Below are 16,529 nucleotides of genomic sequence, written 5' to 3' on the forward strand. Positions count from 1 at the left end.
GTTCAATTCTAATCTTCCTACATCTGTATTAGCAAGCGCTGCAGCTTTTTTTACAACTGCGAACGCTCTAATTAAACCTTCATGGATTTTGTATCCTGTAATTGGGAAGTTTTCAACTGCACGCATTGTTTGTACACCGTAGTATGCATAGTTTGGTACTTCTTTTTCACCTAAAAAATCTTTTTCAATTCGAACACCATTTTTAACTTCAGTTAATGTTGCCATGATTATTCACTCCTTAACGATTTCTTATGCTGCTTTTGTTTCTTTGACTGTTTCTACATATTGTTTTGCTTTCTCATTATCGAATTCGCCTTCCCACTTCGACATAACAATGGCCGCTAATGCATTTCCTAATACATTGACAGATGAGCGAATCATATCTAAAATGCGGTCAATTCCCGCAATTAACGCGATACCTTCTAGTGGTAACCCCATTGAACCTAACGTTGCTAATACAACAACGAACGATGCACCTGGAACTCCCGCCATACCCTTGGATGTTAACATGAGAACGAATAATAACGTTATTTGCTCTGTCAGTGACATGTGCACACCGTACATTTGTGCAACAAACAATGCCGCTAACGCTTGATAAATAGCCGATCCAGTCAAGTTAAATGTATAACCTGTCGGAATAACGAAAGAAGCAACTGCCTTTGGACAACCGAACTCTTCCATTTTTCTCATTATATTAGGTAAAACAGCTTCTGAACTTGCTGTCGTAAATGAAAGAATAAGTTCTTCTTTTAAAATTTTCATTAACGTAAAAATGTTTACGCCAACCATTCGAGCATTAATACCTAATACAATCACAACGAATAGTATAACAGTTACGTATACAGCTAGCACTAGTTTTCCTAAAGGAAGTAGTGTTGCTACACCAAATTTTGCAACCGTAACCGCAATTAATGCGAATACACCAAATGGTGCAAATTTCATAACTTGATTGGTAACCCAAAACATCGCTTCGAGTACACCTTCAAAGAAGTTAAAGACAGGCTTTCCTTTTTCCCCAATTGCCGCAACTCCTAAACCGAATAATACTGAGAAGAAAATAATCGGTAATAAGTCACCTTGTGCAATCGATTCAAATACGTTTTTCGGTACAATATGAACAATTGTCTCAGCAAAACCTTTCTTCTCTGTAGCATCAGCTGTTTGTTTATAAGAAGAAATATCGCTTTGCTGTAAGTTATTCATATCAACGCCAGTACCTGGTTGGAATATATTTGCCGCAAGTAATCCCATTAAAATAGCAATTGTCGTAATAATTTCGAAATAAAGAATTGTCTTCCCGCCTAGTTTCCCAAGCTTCTTCATATCACCTACACCAGCTACCGCAACAATTAATGCTGAAATAACAATCGGTACTACAATCATTTTAATTAAGTGAATAAATATATCCCCAATTGGTGTGATATAAGAAATCGCCGTTTTATTACCATAGAAGATTGCCCCTACTACAATCCCTAAAACAAGTGCAACAAAAATTTGTGTCGCCAATCCGAATTTTTTCATTTATGTTCATCCCCTTTATGCGAACGCTTTCATTTCGTATTTATAAAAGCTTACTCACACATCATATAAGTGAACCTACAAAATCATACAAAAACCTACAAGTTCGTCACAAAAAATTCGAAAATTTTTCTTTTCTTTTTCATTGACACCTTTTTATTAAAAAGAGATAAAATATACTTGATAAGTAATCAGATTGTTTCGTATAATCAAAAAGATATATACTTACAACAAATTGAAATGAAAAGGAGTCGATAGTATGAAAAATTATGTACAAAAATCCGTCTTATCTTCTTCTTTTCTTTTTCATTTTCTTAAAAAGGAACAAAGGCATTCGCCTTTGTTCTTTTTTATTGCGATCTATATAGGGGGAATTGTTATGAGGCCATATAAAAGAGTCTTAATTAAATTAAGCGGCGGTGCACTTGCCGATCAAACCGGAAATAGCTTTAACTCCAAAAGATTAGAACATATCGCAAACGAAATTTTATCCATTGTTGATTTAGGTATTGAGGTATCCATCGTCATCGGAGGCGGGAACATTTTCAGAGGTCATTTAGCTGAAGAATGGGGAATTGATCGTGTAGAAGCTGATAATATCGGTACGTTAGGTACAATCATCAATAGCTTAATGCTACGCGGCGTTTTAACAAGCAAAACAAATAAAGAAGTGCGCGTTATGACTTCCATCCCATTTAATGCTGTAGCCGAACCATACATTCGCCTACGTGCAGTCCACCATTTAGATAACGGTTATATCGTTATTTTTGGAGGCGGGAACGGGCAACCATTCGTTACCACAGATTATCCAAGTGTTCAAAGGGCTATTGAAATGAATAGTGACGCAATATTAGTTGCAAAACAAGGAGTAGATGGTGTCTTTACCAGTGATCCAAAACATAATAAATCAGCGAAAATGTACAGAAAACTAAACTATAACGATGTTGTTAGACAAAACATACAAGTAATGGATCAAGCCGCTTTATTACTTGCCCGTGATTATAATTTACCAGCACACGTCTTTAATTTTGATGAGCCTGGAGTAATGAAAAGAATTTGCTTAGGTGAGCATGTGGGGACATTGATTAATGATGATGCTTCATTGCTTGTGCATGAAAAATAAATATTTTTCATTAAAAAAGGGTGTCTATAAAAGACACCCTTTTCCATTAACCTTTATAAATAAAAATCCATCACCCCTGAAAATTTCTCCTTACAACGCTCCCAAAAAGATAACTTCTCAAAAAATTCTTTCGTCATTTCTTTTGAATCACGAAAATCCTCTGTTAACGTCTTATTCACTTGCCCTACAATAGGACCACCATGAATATAAAAATTCATTTCATCATTTATATTGAAGCTACGCGAAGTAAAGTTTGTTGTACCAATAACGGTTAATTCATTATCAATAAGCATTAATTTGCCATGGAACATTCCTTTTTTATAACCGTATACAGTAATCCCGTTATTAACAGCTTGGCGTATGTATGGATACGCCGCTTCTTTTATAAGAGGTAGATCTGGTTTATATGACCAAAGTATTGTTACTGTAACACCACGCTTTTGCGCCGCGATTAAAGTATTCATTAGTTCTTTATTTTTCGCTATAAAATACGGCGTTGCAATTACAATTGAGTGCTGAGCTTGTTTTATTAGCTCTATATATTTTTTAGCAACGTAATGCCCATTGTAACTGACCATAGTATGCAATGTATTCCCTTTACTAGCCTTATTCGTACTCCTCTTTATATCTTCTTTCGTATCTCGTTTCCAATCTAAAGCAAATTGTTCCTCTAAATCTTTTGCGCCTTCTCCTTTTATCCGTACATGATAGTCTCTCCAGTACCCAAAGTGCTTATCTTTCCCTAAATACTCATCTCCTATATTAAAACCACCCGTATAGCCAATCTCTCCATCAATCGTCGTAATGCGGCGATGATTACGATGATGAAGGGAATAAAACCCGAATGGTAATTCCTGTTTTCTACTATATGTAAAATGCACGCCATTTTCCTGTAATTCTTTTTTCATCTTTCTTTCAAATGATAAATCGTTAAGTAAATCGACAGATAAATATACGTTTACTCCTTCTCTCGCCTTTTCTTTTAATAAATTTAAAAAAGTATGGCTGCTTTTATCATCCGATAAAATAAAAAAATAAGTGTAAATAGATCGTTTCGCTTCTTTTATATCAGTAAATAACTGTTTATAAAATGACTTTCCTTCTACATATAATTGAAAATCACTATGATGAGGTGCATATTCTATCGGCATGTTTTTCCCGGTTTCCATTTTCCGTCCGAGCGTAACATCGATATGCATACAAATTAAAATAAAAGCGAAAATAGCAATAATAATAGAAGTAACTCGCAATATTTTTTTGATCATTTTAATTTCCTTCCGCTCGTTTTCTTTCCACCTTTCTATTTTGTCATTCCAATTTAGATTTCATGCTTCATACAAAAAAGGATGTGACTTAACGTCACACCCTTTTCATATTAAACAAAGTTCCTTGCATCATTATTTCTTCCAAACTTATAAATTGCAATTAAGAAGAATGCTATTGCAAAAGCAAATAAAATTAAAATATTTACATACAACTCTGAAAATGGAATTCCTTGTTGTAGTTTTGATACTGTGTCTAATAGCCATCTCTGCGGAAGAAAATCGGCTACTTTTTGCACTGCTTTCGGCATAATTTCATATGGGAAATAACATCCAGACAGTAAACATGTCGGTACAATAATCATATTTTGCATTGCATTTGCTGATGCTGAGTTTTTCGAAAAAGCAACAAGAACTAACGATATTCCAATCGCTATTAAAGCAAATAGCATGAGTACACCAATCATCACTATGAAAGGCATATTGATATTCGTATGAAAAATTTTCGTTAGGAATAGGATTGTAATTAGAATTTGTACTGTGAGTACCATCATATTGACCCCGACATTAGATAATATGAATTTCTTCCCATCTATCGGCGTTGATAAGAGTCTAAAATACGTTCTATTTTCTTTTTCTTTTAAAATATATCCTGATAAATTCGCTGCTGAAAACAGCATAAACATAATAAGATAGCCCATTGTTTGATTTGTCATATCTTTATTTTTCGAAGTATCTTCTAGCGTCTCAGTTTTCATTTTAAATGCACTTTTTTGGTACCCTGCGTACATATTATCAAACGTACTTTGATCTGTTCCTGCCACTTTACTAATAGCTGCTACGTTATCAATATAGTTGTATAAATATGATTTTATAAATCCTGTTACTTGATCACCTTTAATCGATGAAATTTCAATATGATCTGGCTTCCCTTCTCGAACACTTTTTGAAAAACCAGATTCTAATGTAATAACTCCATCAAGTTTTTTGGAAGTGAGTTTATCCTCTACTTCAGACTCCTTAACCTTACTCACGTTCACATTGTTTAATCCTTCTAAAAACTTTATCGTATCATTTGCTATCGGCTCATTTTCTTTATTTACAATCCCGATATTTAACGTTCCTTGCCCTACATTTCCGTATATCGAAAAAGAGATGAGCGTTCCGATTATCGGCAAACTAATAATAATGAATAACCCTTTTTTATTTTTCAAAAGTACAGATAACGTTTTTTGTATGAGCCATAAAATATCTTTCATACTATAGCCCCTCCCGTCTACGTAATGCAATAATCGCAATTAATAAAAAGAGTGCTGATATTCCAAGGTTTAAAGAAATGACTGGTAGTGCTGCTCCTACATCATTTGCATAAATAATTTTCATAACAGCTGTATTTGCCCACGTTAATGGTGATAAATTCGTAACGAAATTTTCTTCTACTACGAAATATGCACCACCAAAAATAGAAGCTAATTGTACAACTACAAGAATAATTGCTCTCGATGATTCTGCTGTTTTCGTAATATAGCCAATCCCTAAACCGAAGCTAATTGCTAGAAAGACTTGTGTTAATAAAATAATAAATATGATTCCAAGATGCTCGCCCCAATTCGCTTGAAAAACAAATTTACTAAATAACATGACGAGTAATATACACAGGGCATTTGCTACTAGACTACCAAGTATTTTTCCAATGAATATTTCAGCCTTACTTATAGGCGCAGCAATAAGGCGATCTCCTGTTTTACGTATTCGTTCTTCTCGAATTAAAGAACTCGCTCCCATCGCAGCATATAGTGCGATCATCGTTGTCATTACAACCGCATAATAGTCCATAGAACCTGGCTTTTTCGCAGCTTGTAAAGATGTTTCTTTTATATAATTATTATGATTTCCATTTGAAACAACTGTGCTCACCTTACTAGGATCTACTTTTGCAACTTCGGCCGCTACATTGTACTTATCAATAAATGTTGTAAGCATGCCCTCCACAATACTTCCCTCAATACTACTTTTGTCACTTCCGTAAAATTTTGCACCATCTTTATTTAATTCTACATAAGCAGCATATTTATTTTGCTTCACTTCTTCTTTCCCATCTATACTGTCGGAAGCTTTTTTAAAATGAATACCCGATTTATCGATTTCTTTCGTAAATGCTTCAAACGATTGAGAAAATGTGCTACTCGCTTCATCTTTATATAGCACTTGTATATCCTTAATCGATTGACTATCGCTATTAAATGCATTCGTTAATGCTGTCCCTAACACGAGCATGAGCACAATCGGAAATGCTAACATAAAAACTAAAGTTCTTACGTCCCTGAAATCTCTTTTAATATGCATAATTGCAATATTGAAGATGTTCAATTGATGAACCTCCCTTTACCTTTTCTTCATTTACCCTTTATTTATCTCGTAAGTTTCTTCCAGTCAACGTAAGGAATACCGTTTCTAAGTTTGGTGCCTGCTCCTCTAACGAACGAATTTCAATGCCATGATTAATGAAATGCTGAATAATTTTATTTAAATTATTTAATCCTGCATCCGAGTTTACCTTAATTACGTTCTCTTCAATTTGAACAGCTTTCACACCATTTATCTCTTTTAACTGTTCTACATCTAAATTTTCTACTGACTTTACTTCAATCCAAATGTCTTTCGTATCGGTAATAATCGCTTTTAACTGTTCTTTCGTTCCTTCTGCGATCACTTTACCATGATCGACAATTGCGATTTTCGTACAAATCTCTTCCACTTCTTCCATGTAGTGGCTCGTATAAATAATCGTGCTACCCATTTCATTTAATTTACGTACTGACTGCAGAATATAGTTTCTTGACTGTGGATCAATTCCAACTGTCGGCTCATCCATAATAATTAACTTCGGTCTATGTGCGATTGCACAAGCGATATTCAGTCTTCGTTTCATCCCTCCAGAAAAGTTTTTCGGGTAACTTTTATGTTTATCGCTAAGCCCCACAAATTGAAGTGCTTCCTCTACTCTTGCTTTTAGCTCAGCTCCTCTTAGCCCATACAATCCAGCAAAGAATTTCACATTTTCATAGGCAGTTAACTCTTCATAAATCGCAATATCTTGCGGAACGATACCGATATTCATCTTCGCAAATCGATTATGTTTCTTAATATTTTTTCCTAGTATACTAATTTCACCTTCATTGCTTCTTAACAACCCAGCAATCATATTAATCGTTGTACTCTTACCAGCACCATTTGATCCTAAAAAGCCAAATATTTCTCCTTCTTTAATAGATAAAGACATATTATCTACCGCGATGAAATCACCAAATTTTTTCGTTAAATTTTTTATCTCTAATGTATTCATCATTTCACCCCTATTTCGGTTTCTCTGCTTTTAGTATAAACAAAAAAAATGAACCTGCTCAGTGCAGAAGTTCACTCTTTTCACATGAGAATATTCACTTTTTTCCTATGAGATGATTCATCCTCATATTGGCAACAACATTGTTACCGAAAAACCATTTTTTCCATCTACAATAATTTTCCCGTTTACAGACGCTGTTCGCTCCTCCATCCCCATAATACCGAGACCTTTTTTCACAAGCGCTGCACCTTTTCCGTTATCCTTCACTTGTACTTTAACCATCTTGTTAAGCACATGAATATCTATGGAAATCACTGTTGCATCAGCATATTTCATTGCGTTTGTAAGTGCCTCTGTAACATTTTCACCGATAATCTTCCACTGAATCGGTGAAATCAAATCTAAGTTCCCTTTATATACGAAAGGAATATTTATATCATGCTTACTGGAAAATTCCTCTATGAATAATTTCATACGGTGAATACCAATTTGCTCAGTAGGTGGCTTCATATTTTTTAATGTAATACGAATGCTTTCAATTCCATCTTTAGAAATATGAATAGCATTTTGTAATAACTCCGCAGATTTTTCTTTATCTATTTCCATTAACCTCTTTGCTGCTTCCATTTGAATAAGTGCGCCCGTCATTGAGTGGCCAATTTTATCATGAATTTCTTGTGACAACCGATTTCTCTCTTCTAACTTAAATGTGTACTCTGATTGTCTTATGTACTCTTTATTTTCATTTAAACTTTTCGTCAGTCGTTGCAGATCTTTTCGCATCTTATCATTTTGTGATTCAAGCTTTACTACACGCGATATATACCGTTCTGCCATAGTTAATACGATGAAAGAAAATGCAACAATTAATCCATACGTCATTCGAATACTTTCATCTGTAAAGATAATAGGAATCATCATAGTGATAAAGAGCTGCCATTTCTTCTCTATATAACGAAATATAATTTCATATAAGTTCAATGGTAAAAACAAAATAAAAAACGGATGAATCTTCCATGTAAATAACATAACTACACCGATTGACACAGAAGTTAATATGTTTTTGTACGTGTTATTTTTAAATATAGAGATCAGCACGTTTACAGAAAGATATAAAAGCAAAGTAAGTATAATCCATGGTAAGTTTGCAACATTTAAATAAATGTAACTAAACACAATATATATAAAAACAATTAATTTACTTACAATTAACCAAAATTCCATATCTTTAATCTACTTTCCCTGTTAAATAATAAATCGCAATTTGTGTACGATGTTCAAGTCCAGTTTTCCCTAAAACTGATGTAATATAATTTGCAATCGTTCCTTCTGATATAAAAAGTTGCTTTGAAATTTCTTTATTCGAAAAACCTTTCGCAATTAATGCGATAATACTAAGTTCTCTTTCTGTAAAAAGACTTTTATCTATTTTACATTCTTCCTCTTTGCTTTCCATTAAATTGCACTTAATTTTATCAAGCACTACATCTTGCATAACTGTTTGACCGTTATATACTCCTTTTATCGCATCACGAATACGCTCTGGATCATTATTTTTTAATAAATAGCCTTTCGCTCCGTTTTTCACTGCGTCCAAAATATATTCATCATCATCGAATGTCGTTAAAATAAGCGGTTTCGTTCTCGTCTCTTCACAAATAAATTTCGTTGCCTCTACCCCGTTCATGTTTGGCATACGAACATCTAAAAGTGCAATATCGACTTCATGCTTCTTACAATATGCTACAGCTTCTTCCCCATCATTTACAGTATCTAATACTTCGAATTCTTCGTATGTATTTAAAATAATCTTCATGCCTTCTCTAATAAAAGAATTATCATCTGCTATTAATATTTTAATTTTCATGTTTGTTAGTATGGACCTTCTCCTACTAACATTCACATCCTTTCTCCGCGTAACATTTCCTCTTTGCTCATTATATACTTCTTTTTACCATTTTTTCACAATTTTTTTCATATAGCCTCCTTCCTAAAAATATATTATTCTTTTTTTACAACATGTGTAGGGTGACTTACCATTTCTTACGTCTATATAATAGAATGCGTCAAAAAGGAGGGAGAGACCCATTGAGGAAAAACAATTAATTGAAAAAGCACAGCAAGGAAGCGAACATGCCTTTCGTATTCTTGTACAAACCTATCGTCATTATATTTTTCAAGTTATCTTTTCTATTGTAAGACATGAAGAAGATGCGAAAGATGTTACACAAGAAGTATTCGTAAAAATTCACGCCTCTCTCCCTAATTATCAATTTCGCGGATTGAAAACATGGATGGCTCGTATTGCCACTAATCACGCTATTGATTATAAGAGAAAGAAAGCTAGAGAAAACGAAGAACTCTCCTTATGTAAAGAAACTGAGGAAAATATAAAATCCTCTCATAATATTGAGGCTTTATTATTGACGAAAGAGCAAAAATTACTCATTGCTCAAAAACTGCGAGAACTTCCCGAAAATTATCGTGACGTCGTTCTCGCACATTACTTAGAAGAAAAAAGTTATCAAGAAATTGCTTTACAGGAAAACATCGAAGTGAAAACAGTCGAAATGAAACTGTATCGGGCAAGAAAATGGATTAAAAAACATTGGAAGGAGGAAGAGTTTCTATGATGCATTATTCAAAAGAAGATTGGCGCAATTATACATTAGATCTTATAGAAAGCAATGAACGTGAATCTATGGAAGAACACCTTTATGAATGTGATCATTGTTTAGCACTTTATATGGAAAGTATTGATGAACAACAGGAAAACCTTCCAATGATAAATGATGATTCATTTACGAACGAAGTTATGAAACAAATTAATTTTGAAACACTACAACCTAATGAAAATATAAAAACAAACTCACTAAAGCGCACCATTATTCACTACATAATTGCGACTGCGGCTACAATTATTTTTATGGTAAGTGGTTTATTCCAATATATTTTCACAGCGACATCAAATTTCGAGAAATCTTCAAAACATAACGTGTCTTCTATCTCACAACAAATTGTAAACAAATCGGTAGACACATCAAAAAAGGACGGAGGTTCAAAGCATGAATAAAAATCCCTTTTTAGCACTTGTATTAGGGCTAATCCCCGGGCTTGGTCATTTATATGTAAAGAAATTTGGACGGTTTATTTTATATAGCGGAGGGGCTGTATTTCTATTTATCTTTGCAGCATTTTGTACAATAGCATTAGGAGAGCGTGATATTGCTTTTCTTTCTCTGTTTTTACTAGTCGTGTTATGGGCAATCAATTTATTAGATTTAGTTATCACTATTATTAATCAATCGAAAAAACAAGCAGCTGGAGAATTGACAGAGTCCTCTAAAGAGAGCGAACGTTTTTATATCATTCTCCTATCAATCATTCCTGGTCTTGGTCATTTTCAATTAGGACTTATGCAACGTGGACTTACATTTTTAGTAGCTTGTACAGGGATCGGGAGTATGATCATTTTCGTTGCACTTTTAACATCCCAAGAAAGCTTCCTTATCTTCCTTATTACATTACCTGTTTTATGGATTTATAATTTCTTCGATGTTGTTCAGCAACTACAGAAAAAAGAACGTGGTGAGCAATTAGTTGATCGTACTATTTTCGAAGATTTTGAAGAGCACCGTGAACAAGGAAAGAAAAGTAAAACATTCGCTTCTATTTTAGCGATGTTCCCCGGAGCAGGACATATGTATTTAGGCTTACAACGCCGTGGCCTTCAGCTTATGGCAGCCTTTTTACTTTCAATATATTTACTTGACTTATTAAGGCTATCTGCGTTTTTATTTTTAGTACCAATCATTTGGTTCTATAGCTTTTTTGACGCTTTACAGCAAACTTCAAAATACGGAAAAGAACGTGTAAATGACGAACCTATCATTGATTATTTTATCAATCATCAAAGATGGATCGGTATTGGGTTAATTACACTTGGTGGTTATTATTTATTAGATCAAACACTCCTTCCTATTTTGGACAATTATTTTGCAACTATATTTAACATTCATCTTAGCGAGCTGTATTATCGCTATTTCCAAACATCTATCGTTGCACTCCTCTTAATTGGCGGCGGCTTTAAATTGTTACTTGGAAATAAAGAAAACAAAGGTGGTACAAAAGAATGAGAACATGGCGCGTTGGAACATTTTCAATGGGGCTTTCTATTATTGCATTAGGTTGCTTCTTACTATTTTCAGTTATGAGAGGGACTCAGGTATTAGATTCCTTAACAGCATGGTGGCCTGTTTTACTTATTATACTTGGCGTAGAAATTTTACTATACCTTCTATTTTCTAAGAAGGAACAATCATTTATTAAATATGATATTTTTAGTATTTTCTTTATTGGCGTTTTAGGAAGCGTCGGAATTGCTTTTTACTGTTTATTATCAACTGGATTACTAGATGAAGTTCGTCATTCTATTAATACCACTCGCCAGACGAGTAATATTCCAGGTGGACAACTTGATATACCTGAATCTATCAAAAAAATTGTAGTGGATGCAGGGCATCACCCTCTGACAATAGAGGGAAATAATACAAATCAAATTCACCTTCTTGGAACATATGAAATGACGACGAAAGCTAATGAAAAACTTAATTTAAAACAAGAAGATTTCCTTTCCATTCAAACAGCTGGTGAAACGATGTATGTAACATTAAAATCATTACCAGCTCAACATAAGTTCTTTAACTCAACACCAAAAGTGACACGGACACTTGTACTTCCGCAAAATAAAAATGTAGAAGTTCGTGCTTCAAATAACGAACTATCTCTTTATCCAGGTCAATTACAAAATAATTGGTTTGTACAAGAAAGCTCAAGGGTGTCTGTCCATCTTGCAAAAGAGAGTGATGTATCTTTAACAGCAGTAACAAATCAAAAAGAAACACATGGAAACACACCTTGGGAACAAGTTGAAGATGTAACGAAAAAAGAAGATACTACTTCAGAAGAAAATCCAGAATTCAACGGGCAAGAACATTGGTATAAAAATTCGATTAAAACCGGAAATGGGACACACAAATTAAACATTGAGAAAGCTTACAATTTAAATATGAGTGTTATTGAAAAATAAGAAACCTTCCACAATTGTGGAAGGTTTTTCTCATATAATCGCTTTAATTCCTTCTAACACTAATCCAATCATAAATCCGCAAACAGCCCCGTTTACTCGGATCCACTGTAAATCTTTACCGACGTTATTTTCAATCATTTCGATTAACGTTTTATCATCTAACTTATCAAGGTTTTCTTGTACAAGTTTTCCGATTTTCGAATGATTCTTTTCAACAAGTGTGACAACTTGTTTTTGTAACCAATCTTCTATTTTTTGAACAGTCACTTTGTCATCTTTTATTTTATTCATCTGTGTTTGTAAAAATGGAATAACATATTTATCAGTAAATTCTTCGTTATTTACAAAGGTAACTGCTCTTTGTTGTACTTGCTCAAGCATTTCTTTTATTTTGTCAGTACCATCCCAATTTGCAATCCATTTTTCTTTCCAATTTTCTAATTCTTGTAGTAACGCTTCATTTTCTTTTACATTTATAATTTCTTGACGGATTTTCGCTAATATAAGTTGTCTTGTGCTATTATCAGCGTCTTGTAAGCTGTTAATATTGCTAATAATAAACTTCTGCAAAATGCCACCAATTTTATCTTCATCTACAATATTCATAAATGATTTCAAAGTAAACTGCAAGAATCCATCTACTTTTATATTTTCCATCGCCTTCATACCTAAGCTTCCGAGCTGATAACGCGCTTCATCTTGCGCTGTCCAATCTTTCACTTTTACTAATATGTAATCAAGTGTCTTTTCATCATATTCTTGCACAACTAATTGATCAACAAGCACTTGTAAAATGTTACTTGTATTAATTGTATGCAAATATGTTTTTAATTCTTTTTCAATAATAACAGCTAACTTTTCTGTATCTATTAAAACAATCGCTTTCTCAGCAATCGTTACAATCCCCTTTTTCACAGCATCAGACTGCATTTCTCTCTCAGCAATTTGCAGCACCATTTGTGCTAGCTGCATTTCTTTTACTTTATTCGTAATACTTTCTTTCGTTAGCCACTCATTTTCTAACGTATTGATGAGCCCTTTCGTCACTCGTTTACGATTTTTAGGTAACAAAGCTGTGTGTGGAATTGGAATTCCCATCGGATGACGGAATAATGCTGTAACTGCGAACCAATCCGCAAGTCCACCAACTAACCCAGCTTCAAATCCCCCTTGTATAATCTCACCAGCTACCGTTCCTTGAAAAGGGATAGAAGCCGCAAATCCTACTCCCATAACCCCAAGCGAAATACCCGCTATATATTTAGTCTGTAATGACATCGTATACACATCCTCTTATTATGTAAAATAAAGCTTTTTGTTGTATTTATTTAATATTAGTTATCCTTTATATATACTATAAAGAACTATTGTGAAAATAACAAAGATTTTTATGCACATGAAAAAATGAGGCTACAACTAGCCTCATTTTTCTAATATTGTTAATGCCTCACCTGTTTTATAATACCCATTCATCACATCTTCTGGAACCATACTACCGCCCGTTCCCCACACAATATGAGTACCTTTTTTCATCTTCTCCGTTAACTGTTGCTTTTGTAAATACTCATCTTCTTTACATACTTTCACTGGCCCTAACATACCCGCTAATGCAGAAGGCTCTAAATAAATATTTTCCGTATCTGCTAGCTCTTTTAATAATCTATATAACTCTTCATCACTTACTGTGTAATTTCCACTCAAAAATGGTTCCATCGTTTTCCCAACAAACCCAGAAGGTCTTCCTACCGCTAGTCCGTCTGCGTCTGTTACATTATCAATCTCGATATCTTGAACGGCAATTTTATCATGAAGTCCTGTCATTAACCCGAGTAACATACATGGTGAATGTGTTGGCTCTGCAAAGAAACAATGGACGTTGTCTTTATACAATAACTTTAAACCAAATGCTACTCCGCCAGGTCCGCCACCTACTCCGCACGGAAGATAAACGAATAAAGGATGTTCTTCGTCTACTACAATCTCTAACTCTTCTAATTGTTTTTGTAAACGCGATGCTGCGACTGCGTATCCTAAAAATAAATCATGTGAGTTTTCATCATCTACAAAATAACAGCGAGGATCAGCATCTGCTTGTCTTCTTCCTTCTTCTACAGCTTTACTATAATCAGCTTCATATTCAATAACGTTTACACCTTTACTTCTTAATAAATCTTTTTTCCATTGTTTCGCGTCTGCTGACATATGAACAGTTACGTTAAAACCTAGTTTCGCACTCATAATCCCAATGCTTAGCCCTAAATTTCCTGTTGAACCGACCGCAATTGAATATTTTGCAAAAAATGCTCTACATGTATCACTATCTAAAATGGAATAATCATCTTCTTCTGTTAACATACCGTGCTGCAAAGCTAATTGTTCAGCATGTTTCAACACTTCATAAATGCCGCCTCTAGCTTTAATTGATCCTGATATCGGAAGATGACTATCACATTTTAATAATAATTCTCCTAAAATAGGTTGCTTGTAATTTTTCTCTAGAGCTTGTTTCATAGAAGGGATTTTCAATAAAGGTGATTCAATTATGCCTTTCGTCTCTTTCGTTTCAGGAAAAACTTTCACAATGTATGATGCAAAACGCTTTAACCTCTCCTCCGCATCTTTTACATTCTCTTCACTGAGTGGCGAATCTTTTATTGCCGTTTCATACTTTTCCATGTTCGGATTCACCCAAAACACTTCTTCCGTTGCGATTAATTTATTTAATAGTGGATATCGTTCTTTTAATTTCTCTATTTCCTTCATTCCTCTTCCTCCTCATCACCTTGTAGCTTACGATTTAATAAACTATAATTAAATTAATTTTAATATAGTTTAACACAAATAATTAATTTAAGTTAATTTTAATTTAATTTATTTAAATATAATTTAATAATAATCAAGGAGATTTTCAATATGGAAAATATAGATATTGGTAAAAAGATTGAAAAACAAAGAAAAGAAAAGGGCTTAACTAGTAAAGAACTAGCAAAGATGGCCGATATTACACCATCTATGTTAAGTCAAATTGAACGCGGATCTGCTAACCCTTCTATCCAAACATTAAAAGTTCTCGCTAAAGCTCTTGATGTTCCAACATTTAGCTTTTTACTTGAAGATACAAATACAGACGATTTAATTGTACGTTCTCATAAACGCAAAAAAATGATTATCGATAATTTATCATATGAAATGCTATCACCCAATTTCACAGGAAATTTAGCAACAGCGATTATGACCATCCCGCCGAATACAGCTTCATCAGAAAATGTACTAGAACATAAAGGTGAAGAATTAGCATTTGTATTAGAAGGGAAAATCACATTACATTTAAATGAAGAAGAATACATATTAGAAACGGGTGATAGTGTAAAAATACCCGCTTATTTAAAACATAAATGGGTAAATCAATTCGAGAAAAATGCTATTGTTTTATTTTCTGTTACTCCACCGATTTTTTAATAGATGTAATAAAAATAGCCACGTGCGGATTTCTCCGTACATGGCTATTTTTATTTTTTCGGCACGAACAAAATCCCTAAACTCATAACACAAAAACTGAGTAATTGCTGAACTGATAAACCAAATAGAACCGAATTCTGTTCACTAACAAGTGAAATAATGATATGAGCTAACCCCTCAACAATTAGAAAAACACTTATATTCTTTCCATTTCCTAGTCTTTCATCTTTCATCCATAGCAAGCCCATGATACAAAGGGCAAGGATGATCTCGTATGCGAAAATGGGGTGGTATAAAAATTTAGATTCATATATTTTCATTCCCCAAGGCAATGTCGTTTGTACACCTACTTCTTGGTGGAATAGAAAATAAAAAATAAGACTCATACATAGTCCATAAGGCAATGTATCAAGTAAAATACGAAGCGAGAATTGCTCCTTTTTACTTCTCCAAACAATGTATACAATCGTAAGTATGCATCCTACTACAATGTGTTGCATACTGCCTACAGCTAATAACGCTTGCATTGGTGACCTAATAGCCCATACTGGATTTAATATTGCCGGTGCAAATTTCCATACAAATACGATGATAAGAAAAGCATTTGTTACTGCATCCATCATTTTTTCATATGGTACACTTTGTTTCTTCATCTTTCGTTTCATCAACATAAATCCAAATAAACTTCCAATTATAAGAGATACTGGTTGTAACCTCACGATCCACTCCATC

16 protein-coding genes and 1 pseudogene are annotated in these 16,529 nt (G+C 33.8%); 6 read left to right on the forward strand and 11 right to left on the reverse strand.

What is annotated here, in order from left to right:
* Together V7S50_RS03305 and V7S50_RS03310 are read right to left on the reverse strand one after the other, a co-directional pair.
* Positions 1–225, reverse strand: a pseudogene (locus tag V7S50_RS03305) (lyase family protein); the annotation flags it as partial.
* Positions 226–249: 24 nt separating this feature from the next.
* Positions 250–1,521 carry a cation:dicarboxylate symporter family transporter gene (locus V7S50_RS03310; RefSeq protein WP_063224003.1) on the reverse strand — a complete coding sequence of 424 codons (1,272 nt, stop codon included), beginning with the start codon at positions 1,519–1,521 and terminating at the stop codon, positions 250–252.
* 376 nt (positions 1,522–1,897) lie between these two features.
* Between V7S50_RS03310 and pyrH the strand changes: the two genes are divergently transcribed.
* Positions 1,898–2,641 carry a UMP kinase gene (pyrH, locus tag V7S50_RS03315; RefSeq protein ID WP_001982970.1) on the forward strand — a complete coding sequence of 248 codons (744 nt, stop codon included), beginning with the start codon at positions 1,898–1,900 and terminating at the stop codon, positions 2,639–2,641.
* A gap of 53 nt (positions 2,642–2,694) precedes the next feature.
* Here pyrH and V7S50_RS03320 read toward each other — a convergent pair whose 3' ends face one another.
* From V7S50_RS03320 to V7S50_RS03345, 6 genes are all read right to left on the reverse strand, one after another.
* Entirely contained in the window at positions 2,695–3,906 is a 1,212-nt protein-coding gene (locus V7S50_RS03320; protein WP_242251371.1) for a phospholipase D-like domain-containing protein, read from the reverse strand.
* A 110-nt stretch (positions 3,907–4,016) separates the two neighbouring features.
* The gene (locus V7S50_RS03325) at positions 4,017–5,162 is read right to left on the reverse strand and encodes an ABC transporter permease (protein WP_242251370.1); all 1,146 of its coding nucleotides are present in this window, start codon (positions 5,160–5,162) and stop codon (positions 4,017–4,019) included.
* Position 5,163: 1 nt separating this feature from the next.
* Entirely contained in the window at positions 5,164–6,273 is a 1,110-nt protein-coding gene (locus V7S50_RS03330; protein ID WP_242251369.1) for an ABC transporter permease, read from the reverse strand.
* Positions 6,274–6,310: 37 nt separating this feature from the next.
* Positions 6,311–7,249 carry an ABC transporter ATP-binding protein gene (locus tag V7S50_RS03335; protein WP_242251368.1) on the reverse strand — a complete coding sequence of 313 codons (939 nt, stop codon included), beginning with the start codon at positions 7,247–7,249 and terminating at the stop codon, positions 6,311–6,313.
* 123 nt (positions 7,250–7,372) lie between these two features.
* Positions 7,373–8,473 (reverse strand): sensor histidine kinase, encoded by a 1,101-nt coding sequence (locus tag V7S50_RS03340; RefSeq protein WP_242251367.1) that lies wholly within the window; start codon positions 8,471–8,473, stop codon positions 7,373–7,375.
* Between the two features lie 4 nt (positions 8,474–8,477).
* Entirely contained in the window at positions 8,478–9,116 is a 639-nt protein-coding gene (locus V7S50_RS03345) for a response regulator transcription factor (RefSeq protein WP_242251366.1), read from the reverse strand.
* 277 nt (positions 9,117–9,393) lie between these two features.
* Between V7S50_RS03345 and V7S50_RS03350 the strand changes: the two genes are divergently transcribed.
* Genes V7S50_RS03350 through exsE form a run of 4 tightly spaced genes read left to right on the forward strand, consistent with a single transcriptional unit; the run spans position 9,394 to position 12,338 of the window.
* Positions 9,394–9,882 (forward strand): RNA polymerase sigma factor, encoded by a 489-nt coding sequence (locus tag V7S50_RS03350; RefSeq protein ID WP_080449825.1) that lies wholly within the window; start codon positions 9,394–9,396, stop codon positions 9,880–9,882.
* The gene (locus V7S50_RS03355; RefSeq protein WP_242251365.1) at positions 9,879–10,322 is read left to right on the forward strand and encodes a hypothetical protein; all 444 of its coding nucleotides are present in this window, start codon (positions 9,879–9,881) and stop codon (positions 10,320–10,322) included. The genes V7S50_RS03350 and V7S50_RS03355 overlap by 4 nt, the downstream gene beginning before the upstream one ends.
* Positions 10,315–11,385 carry a hypothetical protein gene (locus V7S50_RS03360; RefSeq protein WP_242251363.1) on the forward strand — a complete coding sequence of 357 codons (1,071 nt, stop codon included), beginning with the start codon at positions 10,315–10,317 and terminating at the stop codon, positions 11,383–11,385. Before V7S50_RS03355 ends, V7S50_RS03360 begins: the two co-directional genes overlap by 8 nt.
* A complete protein-coding gene (gene exsE / locus V7S50_RS03365) occupies positions 11,382–12,338 on the forward strand; it encodes an exosporium protein ExsE (RefSeq protein WP_242251361.1) in 957 nt (318 codons plus the stop codon). Before V7S50_RS03360 ends, exsE begins: the two co-directional genes overlap by 4 nt.
* Before the next feature lie 30 nt (positions 12,339–12,368).
* On the opposite strand, the gene V7S50_RS03370 is transcribed toward exsE, so the two are convergent.
* Together V7S50_RS03370 and dsdA are read right to left on the reverse strand one after the other, a co-directional pair.
* Positions 12,369–13,616, reverse strand: coding sequence for a DUF445 domain-containing protein (locus V7S50_RS03370; protein ID WP_242251359.1), 1,248 nt, complete (start codon positions 13,614–13,616; stop codon positions 12,369–12,371).
* Positions 13,617–13,760: 144 nt separating this feature from the next.
* Positions 13,761–15,101 (reverse strand): D-serine ammonia-lyase, encoded by a 1,341-nt coding sequence (gene dsdA / locus V7S50_RS03375; protein ID WP_242251358.1) that lies wholly within the window; start codon positions 15,099–15,101, stop codon positions 13,761–13,763.
* 150 nt (positions 15,102–15,251) lie between these two features.
* Between dsdA and V7S50_RS03380 the strand changes: the two genes are divergently transcribed.
* Positions 15,252–15,797 carry a helix-turn-helix domain-containing protein gene (locus V7S50_RS03380; protein WP_242251355.1) on the forward strand — a complete coding sequence of 182 codons (546 nt, stop codon included), beginning with the start codon at positions 15,252–15,254 and terminating at the stop codon, positions 15,795–15,797.
* 50 nt (positions 15,798–15,847) lie between these two features.
* Here V7S50_RS03380 and V7S50_RS03385 read toward each other — a convergent pair whose 3' ends face one another.
* Positions 15,848–16,528 carry a prolipoprotein diacylglyceryl transferase family protein gene (locus tag V7S50_RS03385; protein WP_242251353.1) on the reverse strand — a complete coding sequence of 227 codons (681 nt, stop codon included), beginning with the start codon at positions 16,526–16,528 and terminating at the stop codon, positions 15,848–15,850.
* Position 16,529: the final 1 nt, after the last annotated feature.

The organism is Bacillus sp. CCNWLW194 (genome assembly GCF_037120585.1).
Taxonomy (GTDB): Bacteria; Bacillota; Bacilli; order Bacillales; family Bacillaceae_G; genus Bacillus_A; species Bacillus_A basilensis.

Coding starts and splice junctions, on each gene's coding strand:
- V7S50_RS03310 (WP_063224003.1), bottom strand. CDS start 1,521: ATGAAAAAATTCGGATTGGCGACACAAATTTTTGTTGCACTTGTTTTA.
- pyrH (WP_001982970.1), top strand. CDS start 1,898: ATGAGGCCATATAAAAGAGTCTTAATTAAATTAAGCGGCGGTGCACTT.
- V7S50_RS03320 (WP_242251371.1), bottom strand. CDS start 3,906: ATGATCAAAAAAATATTGCGAGTTACTTCTATTATTATTGCTATTTTC.
- V7S50_RS03325 (WP_242251370.1), bottom strand. CDS start 5,162: ATGAAAGATATTTTATGGCTCATACAAAAAACGTTATCTGTACTTTTG.
- V7S50_RS03335 (WP_242251368.1), bottom strand. CDS start 7,249: ATGAATACATTAGAGATAAAAAATTTAACGAAAAAATTTGGTGATTTC.
- V7S50_RS03340 (WP_242251367.1), bottom strand. CDS start 8,473: ATGGAATTTTGGTTAATTGTAAGTAAATTAATTGTTTTTATATATATT.
- V7S50_RS03345 (WP_242251366.1), bottom strand. CDS start 9,116: ATGAAAATTAAAATATTAATAGCAGATGATAATTCTTTTATTAGAGAA.
- V7S50_RS03355 (WP_242251365.1), top strand. CDS start 9,879: ATGATGCATTATTCAAAAGAAGATTGGCGCAATTATACATTAGATCTT.
- V7S50_RS03360 (WP_242251363.1), top strand. CDS start 10,315: ATGAATAAAAATCCCTTTTTAGCACTTGTATTAGGGCTAATCCCCGGG.
- exsE (WP_242251361.1), top strand. CDS start 11,382: ATGAGAACATGGCGCGTTGGAACATTTTCAATGGGGCTTTCTATTATT.
- V7S50_RS03370 (WP_242251359.1), bottom strand. CDS start 13,616: ATGTCATTACAGACTAAATATATAGCGGGTATTTCGCTTGGGGTTATG.
- dsdA (WP_242251358.1), bottom strand. CDS start 15,101: ATGAAGGAAATAGAGAAATTAAAAGAACGATATCCACTATTAAATAAA.
- V7S50_RS03380 (WP_242251355.1), top strand. CDS start 15,252: ATGGAAAATATAGATATTGGTAAAAAGATTGAAAAACAAAGAAAAGAA.
- V7S50_RS03385 (WP_242251353.1), bottom strand. CDS start 16,528: ATGGAGTGGATCGTGAGGTTACAACCAGTATCTCTTATAATTGGAAGT.